This is a genomic window from Pseudomonas sp. 7-41 (assembly GCF_021233075.1).
Lineage (GTDB): Bacteria > Pseudomonadota > Gammaproteobacteria > Pseudomonadales > Pseudomonadaceae > Aquipseudomonas > Aquipseudomonas veronii.
The window spans coordinates 3112382-3126209 of sequence record NZ_CP089551.1; the positions used below are offsets into that span (position 1 = coordinate 3112382).

General features: G+C 58.5%; 14 protein-coding genes. 8 read left to right on the forward strand and 6 right to left on the reverse strand.

Going from position 1 to position 13828, the window contains the following annotated elements; genetic code table 11:
* Positions 1-32 precede the first annotated feature (32 nt).
* Positions 33-3446 carry a hypothetical protein gene (locus LQ249_RS13990; RefSeq protein WP_232566554.1) on the forward strand — a complete coding sequence of 1138 codons (3414 nt, stop codon included), beginning with the start codon at positions 33-35 and terminating at the stop codon, positions 3444-3446.
* Positions 3447-3451: 5 nt separating this feature from the next.
* On the opposite strand, the gene efeO (LQ249_RS13995) is transcribed toward LQ249_RS13990, so the two are convergent.
* The 4 genes from efeO (LQ249_RS13995) to efeU are packed head-to-tail and all read right to left on the reverse strand — an operon-like array spanning position 3452 to position 7663.
* A complete protein-coding gene (gene efeO, locus LQ249_RS13995) occupies positions 3452-4270 on the reverse strand; it encodes an iron uptake system protein EfeO (RefSeq protein WP_017847273.1) in 819 nt (272 codons plus the stop codon).
* 15 nt (positions 4271-4285) lie between these two features.
* On the reverse strand, positions 4286-5590 hold the full coding sequence (gene efeB / locus LQ249_RS14000; RefSeq protein WP_046385265.1) for an iron uptake transporter deferrochelatase/peroxidase subunit: 1305 nt from the start codon (positions 5588-5590) through the stop codon (positions 4286-4288).
* Positions 5591-5604: 14 nt separating this feature from the next.
* Positions 5605-6807, reverse strand: coding sequence for an iron uptake system protein EfeO (efeO, locus tag LQ249_RS14005; protein ID WP_017847275.1), 1203 nt, complete (start codon positions 6805-6807; stop codon positions 5605-5607).
* Between the two features lie 10 nt (positions 6808-6817).
* Complete coding sequence (gene efeU, locus LQ249_RS14010; RefSeq protein WP_017847276.1) at positions 6818-7663, reverse strand: iron uptake transporter permease EfeU; 846 nt, start codon at positions 7661-7663, stop codon at positions 6818-6820.
* Between the two features lie 167 nt (positions 7664-7830).
* Between efeU and LQ249_RS14015 the strand changes: the two genes are divergently transcribed.
* Entirely contained in the window at positions 7831-8853 is a 1023-nt protein-coding gene (locus LQ249_RS14015) for an AraC family transcriptional regulator (RefSeq protein ID WP_232566555.1), read from the forward strand.
* Positions 8854-9006: 153 nt separating this feature from the next.
* Here LQ249_RS14015 and LQ249_RS31520 read toward each other — a convergent pair whose 3' ends face one another.
* A complete protein-coding gene (locus LQ249_RS31520) occupies positions 9007-9141 on the reverse strand; it encodes a hypothetical protein (RefSeq protein ID WP_256381499.1) in 135 nt (44 codons plus the stop codon).
* A 20-nt stretch (positions 9142-9161) separates the two neighbouring features.
* Positions 9162-9410 (reverse strand): hypothetical protein, encoded by a 249-nt coding sequence (locus tag LQ249_RS14020; protein ID WP_231589909.1) that lies wholly within the window; start codon positions 9408-9410, stop codon positions 9162-9164.
* A 430-nt stretch (positions 9411-9840) separates the two neighbouring features.
* Here LQ249_RS14020 and LQ249_RS14025 point away from each other — a divergent pair, with 430 nt between their 5' ends.
* The 6 genes from LQ249_RS14025 to LQ249_RS14050 all read left to right on the forward strand — a co-directional run bounded on the left by LQ249_RS14025 (position 9841) and on the right by LQ249_RS14050 (position 13765).
* The gene (locus LQ249_RS14025; RefSeq protein WP_057005550.1) at positions 9841-10788 is read left to right on the forward strand and encodes a hypothetical protein; all 948 of its coding nucleotides are present in this window, start codon (positions 9841-9843) and stop codon (positions 10786-10788) included.
* Positions 10778-11155, forward strand: a complete 378-nt coding sequence (locus tag LQ249_RS14030; protein ID WP_017849623.1) for a hypothetical protein — start codon at positions 10778-10780, stop codon at positions 11153-11155. The genes LQ249_RS14025 and LQ249_RS14030 overlap by 11 nt, the downstream gene beginning before the upstream one ends.
* A 112-nt stretch (positions 11156-11267) precedes the next feature.
* On the forward strand, positions 11268-11645 hold the full coding sequence (locus LQ249_RS14035) for a hypothetical protein (RefSeq protein ID WP_057005533.1): 378 nt from the start codon (positions 11268-11270) through the stop codon (positions 11643-11645).
* Positions 11630-12022, forward strand: coding sequence for a hypothetical protein (locus tag LQ249_RS14040; RefSeq protein WP_232566556.1), 393 nt, complete (start codon positions 11630-11632; stop codon positions 12020-12022). Before LQ249_RS14035 ends, LQ249_RS14040 begins: the two co-directional genes overlap by 16 nt.
* A gap of 416 nt (positions 12023-12438) precedes the next feature.
* A complete protein-coding gene (locus LQ249_RS14045; RefSeq protein WP_232566608.1) occupies positions 12439-13386 on the forward strand; it encodes a hypothetical protein in 948 nt (315 codons plus the stop codon).
* Positions 13376-13765 (forward strand): hypothetical protein, encoded by a 390-nt coding sequence (locus LQ249_RS14050; RefSeq protein ID WP_017847280.1) that lies wholly within the window; start codon positions 13376-13378, stop codon positions 13763-13765. The genes LQ249_RS14045 and LQ249_RS14050 overlap by 11 nt, the downstream gene beginning before the upstream one ends.
* Positions 13766-13828 lie beyond the last annotated feature (63 nt).

Sequence of the window (13828 nt, forward strand, 5' to 3'; positions counted from 1 at the left end):
TCTTGCCATTCACTGGTAGAGAGGAACTAGAAATGTCGCCCGTCTCCCCAATCCTTCATGCCCGTTCGCCAATTCCGCTGGCGCTGAGCGCCGCGCCGGCGCCGATTGGCAGCATCATCCCCGAAACCGTTGTGCGCAACCGGCGCGCGGCGCCATCCGACCTACCGGCCAGCGCGGCGCCGCCATGGACCTTGCAGCCAGCCCCGGCCACGTCGGCGGATGCCGATCATCAGTTACACACGGCGTTGAGCACCTCGGCCCTGCGTCAGTTAGCGGACTCGAGCGTCCAGATTCCCCATGGCGCCACGATTCGTCCAGGCTTCGAGGCGCTGCGCAGTGCCTTCAATACCGCCGAGATGCGGGCCTGGGTCGCCAGCAAAGGGATGGCCCTGGATACCGTCGTGGTCAAACCCGACTCGGTCAGCGGTTGGGTCGTCGACAGTGGGGTAGCGACACAAAAGACCTTCACCTTGAACGACACCTCGGGATGGTGGCAGGTCAGCGCCAGGCTGCGCGCCGCCGCTGCCGCCCTGGATGTGGCCGGCAACGGGCTTGCGTATGTGCATCCTGAGAGCGAAGGCTTGTCTCGCAACGCGGTGTTGCAGGGGTATGGTATTCCCCCGCCGCACACCGCCGACGAACTGCAGACTGTGCGCCAGGCACTTTCGACGGCGGATTGGTCTGCCTTGTCGCCGGAGGTCAAGGGGCGCCTGGAGCAGCGCAACCTGAGGGCTAGAAAAGTCATCGACGTGATGGACGAGCGCGTGCATCTGGCGGGCACCTTGAGTGAGCGCGTGCGGCACCTCTCCGATGAAGACGAGGTGCTGCTGGCCGGCGTGCAAACGCCGATCAGCCGCACCTCGTCGCTGGCGATTGACGGCGCCGAGCAGGCAGCGGTCAGCGAGGTGCTGGCGTCCCATGGGTTGTCGGTGCCGAAGACGGCGCGGGAGGTGCGCAATATCCTGCGCTGGCTCGACGCTGCGCTGCCGCCAGCGCCGGCGCTGGGGGACTATGCACAGTTGATCGCGCGTCAGTGGGCCCCTGGCGTCTTGTCCGACGCCGACAAACGCTTCGTGGCGGAGTTGAGCGATGACGATACTCCTGGCAACAAGCCTGCGGTGAACCTGCTGCGCGTCCTGGATATCCGCGGGGTGCTTGCTCTCAACAGCGCAGGCACCTTGCGCGCCGACGCTGATCGCTTCCTCGAGCAGGTCCTGAACAGCCCTGTGGCGTTGAACTGGGGCAGGGCCGTGGCGCGTAATCGCCAGTTCCAGGGCGCGTCCGGCAGCGATCAACTCTCGACGCTCGAAGCCAAGCAGTGGGTGCTGGCGGCCATCATGCTGCAAATCGACCCCGACGCCCCGGGACGCCCCGGGACCATTGCCGGCTATGACATCTACCAACCTGCCAACAATGGGCGGACGCTGGCCTCGGTACGCACGGATATCGAAACGCACCTGTGGAAAAAAACCTCACTGGACCCCAAGGTCGCGCCCCTGTTGGCCCACCTGTTTCTGGCCGCTGCCGCCCCTGAGTTTCTGATTCGGGATGTTCCTTCCACGCTGCGCATGGGGTCTGCGGAATGGGCGGATTTGCGCCTGGGTGTGACCTTTGCCGAACGTCAAGGCGGCGCGGGCAGCTCGCGGGCGATGAGTTACCCGGAAATCATGGCGCTTGCCCGACTGGATGCACGCACTGCGGACGAGGCGGCAGTGCTGGATAACCACGGCGTCGACGTGTTGCTGGACTGGGGCTTGATGCAAGGGGTTTACGCCAAGACCGCCGACGGTCGCTATACACCGCAGCACTACCAGCAGGCCAGTGAAGCCTTTCAGGCCCAGCGCGAGCAACTCCTGCAGGCCCTGATGGCGTTCAAGACGCCGCTGCCGACACGCCGGGACCAGGCGGTCGCGAACCTGCAGAAGGTGTTCCCGGAACTCAGCGGGCCCCAGTTGCAAGCGTTGCAGGTCTACGTTGCGGACCCGGACGAGCGCCGCAACATGAAGGTCTCGGAACCCAAGATCCGTTCGCTGATCGAGACCTATATGACCGGCGACCTGGTCAGGGACCGCTGGATGCTGCTGGAGGCTGACACTCCCGGCGCCACTGGCGCTGCAAGAACGCCCTTTTCAAATACACGCCCAAGTCGCACCGAACAAGCCGCCATCGTCAAAAACGTGCGCGCCCTGAATGCCAGGATCAACCGTTTGCCCAGCCTGCCGGGGCAAGTGGTGAGCGAAGTCGACGGCTACCTGGCGAGCCTCAAGCAAGGCTTGGGCATTACCACCAAGCGCATGATCGCCAACTTGCCCCTGGCTGATCGCCAGGCCCTGGAGTATGGCGCCGTCGAGCTGTTTACCCTGCGCGAACAGATCGACGGGGTGCCCACACTGGACCAGACATCCGCGCAAGTCGAAGCGCGACGAGGGCGCAAAGGCACGCTGATCCGCTGTGACTACAACGGGCAGATCAGCTACTTTGAAGTGTTCCCGGCCAAGATGATGATCGTTAAGCGCACGGACTTACCCGAGCAACTGGTGCTGGGCGGCACCCTCGAAGAGACGCAGCGCACCTACGGACGTTGGGCGCCCTCGACGGTCCTGTTGCAGAACGGCGCAGTGGAGCCGTTCGACTTCACCGCCTACACCTCCGATGCCTTGCCGCGATCGGACGTTTCGTCCGCCGGCATCATTATCGATAAGCTCGGTGATACCTTGCCGGCCGCTCCCGCGGCTGCGAATGGCCGCGTGAGCGCGGCGGTGCCCAACAGCTTTGCATCGCCCCGCAGCCAAGCGATTGTCGACCGGATCCTGCAGGGCAATTTCATTCATCACCGCGACAGTGTGCTCAAGTATGCCCAGGGCCAATTACCCCTTGAGCAACAACGAGAAGTGTCGCAACGCAACGACAGTATTTTGCTGAGCATGATTCCGTTTGTCGGGGCCATCGTGGACCTGGCCAAGGGCAATATCATCGAGGGTACGCGGGGCTTGTTGATCGATACGGCCGGTGCGTTTCTAGGTGGCGCGGGAACGGCGGTGCGCTCGTTGGTCAAATCCACCAAGGTCGTCGCGCCTTTTGGCGCCAAGGCATTCCGCGTGCTGGAAAAGGGCGTGAGCGTGGTCAGCGCGTTTTTGAATCCGGTAGATGGCGCTGCCGATCTGTTGGTCAACAGTGCCAAAGGCGTGCTCGCCTTGCCTCGCGCGTTGAACAGCGCGCCCAACGTGTCGGCGTTCGCGAACATGCTCGCGGCGCAGGAAAAGTTGCGCACATTCTTCGGCGTACACGCGGCAATAGATCGCGCGGTGGCAACGCACAATGGGCACCATCAAGGCGTGCCCATTCGAGCGGTGCAGATGGGCGCGCATTGGTATGCGGCCAATCCTGAAAGCGGCTTGCCGGTCGGTACGCCGTTGGAAGGGTACCGACCGTTGAGCGAGACCTAGAGGGCTCAGTTCAAACCCAGTTTGCCGCGCAGGGTCGACAGGTCTTCAGCCAGGGTATTGACCGGGCCGACCAAGGCTTTGCGGTCGTTTTCCTTGACCTTGTCGTAGGTCTGGAAACCGCCGTCCGCCGTCTTGTACTTGGCCAGGATCGTGTCCACGCTGGCGAAGTTCTTGTCGACCTTGGCCAGGAAGGCCGTGTCCTGTTTCTCGATCTGGCCGCGGAACAGGTCGACGATTTTCTTCGCGCCGTCGATGTTGCCCTGGAAGTCATACAGGTCGGTGTGGCTGTAGCGGTCTTCCTCGCCGGAGATCTTGGTGGCGGCGACTTCTTCGAGCAGGGCTGCGGCGCCGCCCACGACTTTCTCCGGCGGGAAGGTCAGGCCGGCCACGCGCGTCTGCAGGTCCTTGACGTTGTTGTTCAGGCCGTCGGCCAAGGCGTCGAGGCCGTGGGTAGTGTTTTCGGCGAACAGGCTGTACTCGATACGGTGAAAGCCGGTGAAGTCGTCGGCCTTCACGCCTTTTTCGTGGTCGTCGACCCGCGAGTCGATGGCCGCGTCGAGGTCGCTGAACAGCTCGGCGATCGGTTCGATGGCTTCATAGTGCACACGGGTCGGCGCATACAGCTGCTTGGCGGTGGCCAGGTCGCCTTTTTTCACCGCGTCGGTGAACGCCTGGGTCTGGGTCGCCAGCTCAGCGATTTGTTCGGTGACGTAGATCTTGTAGTCCGACACCGGGCCTACCAGGTCCAGCGGCGCCGTGGCGGCGAAGGCCGCCAGGGGCGAGAGGGTGATTAACAGCGACAGCGCGAGAGTCGACTTGTTCATGGGACAGTTTCCGCTTTAAGTGTTGGCAGGGGGTTGAACGTGCGTTGCAGCAAGTAGCGTGCGCCCGATGAAATCCTTCGGTCCCGTTGCCCCCGGCAAGGTGAAGAAATACCCGCCGCCGACTGGCTTGAGGTACTCCTCCAGGGGCTCGCCGTTGAGCCGGGTTTGTACGCTGATAAAACCTTTTTCCAGGTCGGCCTGGTAGCAGATGAACAGCAGCCCCATGTCCAGCTGACCGTTTTTGTTGACGCCGTTGGAGTAGTTGAACGGCCGGCGCAGGATCAGGTTGGCCTGGGTCTGCGGGGTGCGCGGGTTGGCCAGGCGGATATGGGCATCGAGCTTGGTTAGCTTGCCTTGCGGGTCTTTGCTGTAATCGGGCACTTGGGCTTCGTGCTGGCCACCCATGGGCGCGCCGGTGGGCTTGATGCGGCCGATGATGCTTTCCTGTTCCTGCAGCGGCGTGCGGTCCCAACGCTCGACAAAATTGCGAATGATCCGCACCGCCTGATAGCTGCCATTGGCCGCCCAGGCCGGTTCGTCACTGCCGGGCTGCACCCAGACCACTTGGTCCATGGTCTTGGCATCGTTGGAATTCGGGTTGGCCGAACCGTCACGAAAGCCCAGGAAGTTGCGCGCACTCTGCGCAGGCTCGCCGGGGCGGGCGGGCGCCTGCGGCGGCACGCTGCCTTCCTGCTTCCAGCGCACCAGCAGCAGGTCGGGCAGGTTCTTCACGATGTCGCGCAGGGCGTGGATATTGGTGTCCGGGGTGTTGGAGCAAAATTGCAGGCTCAGGTCGCCGTGGCACTGCGCCGCTTCCAACGCATCGTTGGGGAAACCGACCATGCGGATCAGGCGCTTGGGTTTGGCTGCGCTGAGGCCGAAACGCTCATCGAACAGCGATTCGCCGACCGATACGGTGATGGTCAGGTTATCCGGCGTAACCACCGGGCCGAGGATGCCCGAATCGGTGGGCGGCAGTTTCGGGTCGACCTGCGGCACGCTGCCGCCGGTCATCAGGAAGCTGATGCGCTCGTTGAGGGTGCGGAACAGCCGCTCCAAGTCGTCGCGATCAGCAGCCAGGACATCGAAGGCCACCAGCATGCCGCAGGCCGGGCGCGGGGTGACGATGCCGCTTTGGTGCTTGCCGAAAAAATCGTGATGGTCCTGGGTCTTGTCGCTGCGCGGGGCGGTGGTCACTTGCTCGGCGGCAGCAGCCATGGCCGGGCAGCTCAAGGTGCTGCCGGCAAGCGCGGCACCGGTGGCGGCCATGCCCAGCAGGACGCGACGGCGTTGAAGGTCTAACGGTGGTAAATCACTCATGTATGCGGTCGTCTTCACTGTAGGCCGGAGAGGCCAAGGGCGGGGTCGATTCCATCGAGTGCGGCGGCCAGTACCTTGGCCTTGTCGGCGATCTGCTTGCGCTGATCGGCGGTAACACGGTCGTAGCGGCTGAATTGGCCGTCGACTTTCAAACCATCGAGCGCCGTCTCGAACGCGGCGAGGGCCGTGTCGATGTTTGGCAACAGGTCGGCGGCGGACTTGCTCAGCAGCGGACGCATCAGGTCGACCACCTTGCGCGCGGCATCCAGGTTGGCGGCGAAACCGTTCAGGTCGATATGGCTGTAGCGCTCCTCTTCGCCACTGACGGCGCGCACGTCGGCCAGGCTATTGAGGTTGCGCACCACGATGCTCACCAGTTGTTCCGGTGGCAGCGACTGCGCCAGCAATTGTTGTTTGAGGGTGCCGACGTCGCTCACCAGGCGCTGCGCCAGCGGGGCCAGGCCATCGAGGCTGCGTTGCTGGAACAGGCCGTATTCGAGGCGGTGGAAGCCGCTGAAGGCTGGGTCCTGCTCGCGTTTTTCGAAATAATCGGCGCGGGCGTTGATCGCGTTGTCCAGTTGCGCCAGGCGTTGCGACGCCGCGGCGAGACGCTGATAAGCCTCGCGGGCCGGCACATACAGCGCCTGAGCCTGGGCCAGGTCACCGGCGTCGATCGCTTGTTGCAAGGCGGTCGTGGCCTTGATCAGAGCGCTGGCCTGGCTGCTCAGGTACACACGGAATTCCGACAACGGCCCGATAAACGCCACCATCGACGGCTTGGCCTTGGCTTGGGCGTCGGATGCCGCCGTCGGCGTTACGTGCAAGGTGCCGCGCGGGTTGCTTAACAGGCCGCAGGTAATTGCATAGTCGCCGGGCAACAGATTGGCATTGATCACCTGGCTCAGGCCCGGCGCGATATTTTCGCGTTCTTCGACCACCAGCACGCCGTCGAGGATCTCCCATTCCACCGCGCGGTCGGAGCGGTTGATGATGCGAAAACTCGCGCGCCCGGCCGCAACAGTCAGCGCGTTGGGTTCGCAGGCGTGGCCGTGAATGGTCACGACGGTTTCATCTTGGTGGGTCTGGCGCTTGGTCGCTGCCAGCTGCGAGGCATAGTAGAACAGGCCGCCGGCGGCGATCATCACGACCGCCGAGCCGGCTACCGCCCAACGCAAGGCGCGTGGCGGCGAGGCCGGTTGAGGAGTTGGGTTGGACAAGGGACGGTCCTTACGGGTGAGAAACGGAAGAGGGCGCGGCGACCGGCTTGGCGGGTGCCGCGGGCAGGAAGAACATCGCCAGGGCCACCACCAGGTAGATCAGGTAGGCCCCCAGCGTGCTGACGGTCGGCGCATCCTGATAGCCGAACATCCCGGCGAGTACCGAGCCCACCGGGCCATCCATCGGCAACGTCGCGCTGACATCGAACAGCACGCTTTGCAGGTGGTTCCACACGCCGGCTTCATGCAGGGCCTGCACGGAGTTGGCGAGGATGCCGGCGGCCACCACCAGGATGAACAGGCCGGTCCAGCGGAAAAACGCGCCGAGGTTCAGGCGCATGCTGCCGCTGTAAATCAGGAACCCGACGATGATCGCCAGCACCAGGCCGAGCAGGGCACCCAGCGGTGCGCCGGGGCCTTCACTCTGCTGGAACACCGCCAACAGGAAGAACACGGTTTCCAGGCCTTCACGGGCCACGGCGAAAAACACCATCAGGATCAGCGCGGTGACTTGGTGGCGCGAGCCGGCCAGGGCATGGTCGAGGGATTGGTGCAGCGAATGTTTGATCGAGCGTGCGACCTTGCGCATCCAGAACACCATGGAACTGAGTATGCCCACGGCGACCAGGCCGACCACGCCTTCGAACAATTCCTGCTGCTTTTGCGGAAATTCGGCACTCATCAGTTCCAGGCCGCCACCGACCAGCAAGGCCAGGGCCGCGGCGAGGAAGACACCGACCCACACGGCGGGCATCCACTGGCCACGGCCGGTCTGTTGCAAGTAACTGGCGATGATGCCAACGATCAATGCGGCTTCAATGCCTTCGCGCAACATGATGAGAAAGGGAACAAGCATTCGACACCGCAGGGAAACTGGATAGGAAGCTAAGTTGTAACATAATGATACTCATTGCCAAACAAGAAACATTGACCTTTACTGAACGGCGGCTGAACGGTGGTGGCAAAGCTCAAGCGCCCTTATGATGCACCCCACCTTTTGTGCCGTTGGATTGCCCCACACCCATGTCGGAAAAAGACACCATCTCCATCCATCTTGTGCGCGAAGCCCTGTTGCAGAGCTGCGCGTCGGGGGCAGCGAGCGTTGAGGCCTTGAGCAAGGCGGGCATTGCTCCCGAGCTGCTGTTGCAGCCTGGTGCACGTGTCTCGGCCACGACCTACGCTCGGTTGTGGCGCCTGCTGGCGCGGCGCCTGGACGATGAGTTTTTTGGCATGGACCCGCGCCCGCTCAAGTCCGGCAGCCTGGCGTTTCTGTGCCGCGTGGCCATGGCTCAACCGACGGTGGCGGCCGGGCTGGAAACCGGCTTGGCGTTCCTGTCATTGATGCTCGAGCATCTGCCTGCCCAATTGGTGCGCCAGCAAAGCCTGGCGGAAATCGTGCTGCTCGAAACCGAGCCCGAGCCGCGCCGGGCGTTCAGCTATTTCACTTATTGGATGATCGTCCACGGCGTCGCCTGTTGGCTCGCGGGGCGGCGTATACCGATCCTGGCCATCGAACTGCGCTGCCCACAACCGGATTTTTGTGACGATTACCGGGTGATGTTCTCCGACAACCTGCGTTTCGACCGACCGCGCACGCGCATGATCTTCTCCGCCGATTGCCTCGACCTACCGATCAAGCGCAGCGCCGAAGAACTCAAGCGTTTCCTTGGCCACGCACCGGCCAATATCCTGGTCAAATACCGCGACCCCGACAGCCTGGCCACGCGCATCAAGCACGACCTGCGCCAGATGCCGCCCGACATCTGGCCGGAAACCGACGGCCTGGCCGCCAACCTGTGCATCTCCGCCTCGACCCTGCGCCGCCGCTTGGCGGAAGAGGGGCAAACGTATCAGGGGCTCAAGGACAGCGTGCGCAAAGAGTTGGCGATTGTCTGGCTGGCCGAACCGCAGATCAGCTTTGCCGAAATTGCCACGCGATTGGGATTTGCCGATGCCAGTTCGTTCTACAAGGCGTTTCGTAAATGGGTCGGGTCGAATCCGGGGCATTATCGTAGTTTGATTTTGAACGAGACAAATCGCCTGTGATGGAATGGGTGTACGGGATAAAGAGCCAAACTCAGGCACGCTCCTCTATCGAGAGATCACTGCGGGAAGAATTAACAAAAAATGCCCGTGCATTGATTGCATGATTGGCAGCGAACATGCCTTGAACATATTCGGGGATGCCTTGTGACCGCTTCACGTTGGGATGGCTTTCAAGAAACGAAAGGCAATCGTCCAGCTTTCGTTAAATAAGGCGATTGCCTTGTATTTTACGTCTGTTTCAGCTTGCTGGCCGTTGGCATCAAAAGCACCCAGACCAGATATGAACATATGAAACGCCTCGCCATCAATTACGTCGTTTTCATAAAACCGTCTGCCGACTTTTTTAGTTCGTTGGTGGTGATCGATGTCATGTCGTAGTCTTTCAAAAATGCTTTCAGATCATCAATCAACTCTTGTTTTCGAAGCTTCAACGTGTCCGAAGCTTTTGATTCTTCCGTTATCGTGAATGTATTGATAACCTGTTTCGGGTTCTTTATCTGGAACGGGTTAGACGCTTTGGTGTACCTCATTTGTTCCGCGGTCAATAAAACGGCCATAGTGAAATCCTTCATTAGTCGAAACGTACACTTTTATATCGGGCCACTCTTGTACCTACTTTAAAAAAGTGCCGTGACCGAATGGGCCGTGGGGCAAAGAATTGGCTGGATGCGACCAATCCAAGGAGATTTTTACATCAGAAGGCGCTGATGGCCTTCGTGCCCGTTGCATTACTGTGGTCATGTTATTTAACGAAAACAGTCTGTTGGAATAGATGCGAGGAAGTGTCTGACAGCGATTAGCTTGCGAGGGGTAGTCTATTTCCCAAATTGATCTACCGCGTGCAAATCCACCGGCTAAATCCGCGACAGCGCTTGAGCCGTTAATTAGATTACGACGCCATCTTCATTCAATCAGGAATGCATGCATGGCAAGCAACAGGCTCACATCAACCGGTTCCCTTCGCCCACTGCGGCTGAGAGTTTTTTAATGTCTCAGCCCTACGCGTTTATCAATGATTGGCAACAAACCTCAGTTGAACTCAAGGCAAGATTGCGCTTGAGCCAGCACGCCGAAGCCAAGTTCGACAGGCTCAATACCCATATTCGAAACGTTGTGGTGCTGCCGGGGCAGTTGGTCATCATCGGTGATGACTCCACGGCGTTGTGCAAGCCGGAAGAGCATCTGCTGATGCAATCCGCCTGGCGTATCCGCCATAGCGTGATGGCCGAAGGGGGCGACGCCTTTGCCCTGCAAAACTACGATTTGTTGCAGAAACTGCTCGGCTACACGTCGCTCGGTATCGGCACGGCGGGGGATGCGTGGAATCGCCACTTGAAGGCGATCGTCAAAACCCTGGAAGAAATCGATGCCCTGCATAAACAGGCGTTGCGCCGAGGCGGTGGCGCAGCGCGGGAGGAGTTTTTGGCGCGTCGCCAAACGCTGTTCGCCAAACTGGAGGCACAACTGCGCGGGTTCGCCCGTTACGGCACGGGTTTGCGTAATGAAGGCTCGATCAAGAAAATGCTCGGTATTTCCACCAAGAGTTATTTGCATACCGGGGAGATCAGTCGATATGCCGAGAGGATTGCGCGGATTTCCAGGGTGGCGAAAGTGCTCAAGGCAGGGACGCCGTTGGGGATTGCTTTGAGCGCTGCGTCCACTGGGCTGGAGATCAAGGAAGCCTGTTCCACGGGGAGGGAAGAGCAGTGTACGAAGGCTAAGTATGTGGAGGTGGGGAAGCTGGCAGGAGGCGTTTCATTAGGCGCTGCCGGAGGGTTGATTGGATCGAGTTTGTGTCTTGCCGTACTGGTACCAACAACTGGTCCAGGTTCGCTGGCTTGTCTATTAATCGGTGGCGCGGTGGGCGGCGTCGCAGGAGGCGCGCTTGGCAGTAGGGGTGGGGAATTAGTGGGTGAAAAGATCTATGAATATTAACGATTTCCTAAGTTCTCATATCATTTTCTGGTTTGAAATAGCGTTGTGTATTTCACTCGGCGTTGCCTTGCTGATCTATGTTTTTCTGGCCTATCGGCGTTTGGAATACATGGAGCGCCTTCTGAATAAATGCAGTTTCGTTGTGTTTCACGCCCAGTTTTGGGGCAACTCACCGCGAGGGAGAATGATGCGATTCGGCGCGGTCGCAGTAGCAGTATTGCTGCCAAAGCGGAACTTAAAACGTGGTGTCATTGACTGGCAGCAAGTCCAGGAATTTCCTCGCTGCCTGAAAAACTTGTTCCGTGGTATCTATTTCGTCATCGTCGTTGTCTTTATGTACGGCATCGTTTTTTGGCTGCCTAAATGAAATAGTGTTTAGTAGGAATATTTTTCTTAAGTTGCCGAGCCAAAAAGCCCCGTGATCGAATGGGCGGCGGGGATTGGCAGCAGAGGTGGGGAAATGGTGGGTGAAAAACTCTATGAGTATTGACAACTTTCTAAATCCTCTCATCTTTTTTTGGATTGAATTAGCCTTGTGTGTTTCGGTCGTCGTTGTCGTACTAATAGGTGTTTTCCTGGCCTATCGACGGCTGGAATACATGGAGCGGCTTTTGAATAAATGCAGTCTCGTCGTATTTCACTCCCGGTTTTGGGGAAACTCCGCGCGAGGAAGAATGATGCGGTTGTCTGCAATTACAGTGGCAGTACTACAGCCAAAGAGGAATTTGAAGCGCGGCGTTATTGACTGGCAGCAAGTTCAGGAATTTCCTCGTGGCCTTAAAAACCTGTTCAGGGGAATGCTCTTCGTTGGTGTGGTTTTCTTTGCCTTTGGTACCTATTTTTGGCTTTGCAAATAGTGTTAGGTATTGACTATTTCTTAAATTCTCGCGTTATGTTTTGGTTTCTGGTGGCGTTAATACTCTCTATCAATATCGTTGTACTAATAGGCGTTTTTCTGGCCTACCGACGTCTCGACTACATGGAGCGCCTTTTGAACAAATGCAGTCTCGTTACCTTCCACTCTCAGTTTTGGGGCAACTCGCCGCGAGGAAGAATGATGCGGTTATCTGCGGTTGCAGTAGCCGTATTACTGCCAACATGGAATCTGAAGCGCGGTGTCATTGACTGGCAGCAAGTCCAGGAGTTTCCTCGCAGCCTGAAAAACTTGTTTCGTGGTATCTATTTCGTCATCGTCGTTGTCTTTATGTGCGGCGTCGTTTTTTTGGCTGCGTAAATGAAATAGTATTCAGTAGGAATGTTTTTTCTTAAGTTGTTGAGCCAAAAAAAGCCCCGTGATCGAATGGAGTACGGGGTAAAAAACTGGCTGGATGCGACCAACCAAAGAGACTCTTTACATTGTCTGGTACTAGTAACGTTTCGCGTCATTTGCGTTGCCGCAGTCATATTGGTTAACGAAAATATTCCATTGGAATAGCTATTAGGAAGTGTCTGACAGCTATTGGTAGGCGAGGGGAAGTCCATTTCCCAAGTTGATCGACGATGCGCGAATTTATCTGGTAAATCCGCGACAGCGCTTGAGCCGTTAATTAGATTACGACGCCATCTTCATTCAATCAGGAATGCATGCATGGCAAGCAACAGGCTCACATCAACCGGTTCCCTTCGCCCACTGCTGCTGAGAGGTTTTTAATGTCTCAGCCCTACGCGTTTATCAATGATTGGCAACAAACCTCAGTTGAACTCAAGGCAAGATTGCGCTTGAGCCAGCACGCCGAAGCCAAGTTCGACAGGCTCAATACCCATATCCGGAACGTTGTGGTGCTGCCGGGGCAGTTGGTCATCATCGGTGATGACTCCACGGCGTTGTGCAAGCCGGAAGAGCATCTGCTGATGCAATCCGCCTGGCGTATCCGCCATAGCGTGATGGCCGAAGGGGGCGACGCCTTTGCCCTGCAAAACTACGATTTGTTGCAGAAACTGCTCGGCTACACGTCGCTCGGTATCGGCACGGCGGGAGATGCGTGGAATCACCACTTGAAGGCGATCGTCAAAACCCTGGAAGAAATCGATGCCCTGCATAAACAGGCATTGCGCCGAGGCGGTGGCGCAGCGCGGGATGAGTTTTTGGCGCGTCGCCAAACGCTGTTCGCCAAACTGGAGGCACAACTGCGCGGGTTCGCCCGTTACGGCACGGGTTTGCGTAATGAAGGCTCGATCAAGAAAATGCTCGGTATTTCCACCAAGAGTTATTTGCATACTGGAGAGATCAGCCGGTATGCCGAGAGGATTGCGCGGATTTCCAGGGTGGCGAAAGTGCTCAAGGCAGGGACGCCGTTGGGGATTGCTTTGAGCGCTGCGTCCACTGGGCTGGAGATCAAGGAAGCCTGTTCCACGGGGAGGGAGGAGCAGTGCAGGCAGGCGAAATATGTGGAAGTGAGCAAGCTAGGAGGAGGGGGTCTGGGGGGGATGGCAGGTGGGTCTATGGCGGCAGCTTTATGTTTCACCGTACTACTCCCTACAACTGGGCCGGGATCATTGAGTTGCCTGTTAATCGCAGGTGGGACCTTGGGCGCGGTTGGGGGCAGTCTTGGAAGCGAGTTGGGTGAGTACGCAGGGGAGAAAATTTATGAATATTGACTACTGGCTCAATCTTCCTCTTAAGTTCTGGTTTAGTGTGAGCGTTCTGTTTGTAGTCCTTAGCATCAATGTAGTCGGCATTTTCCTGATGTATCGACGATTGGATGAAATGGAGGATCGTTTAAATAAATGCAGCCTTGTCACTTCTAACAAACAGTTCTGGGGCGATTCGATACGAGGAAGAATGATTCGGCTGTGTGCCGTCACCTCAGCGGTTGTTATGCCGTGGTGGAACATAAAGCGCGGTACTGTGGATCGGCAGCAAGTTCAGGATTTTCCTCGCGGTCTCAAGCGCTTGCTTCAGGGAAAGATCCTTGGGGAAGTACTTTTTATGACGTCTGCCATATCCAACATATTTTATAAATGGCTAACACGCTGATCAGCGACACAAAAAAAAGCCCCATGACCAAACGGACCACGGGGCTAAAAATTGGCTGGATGC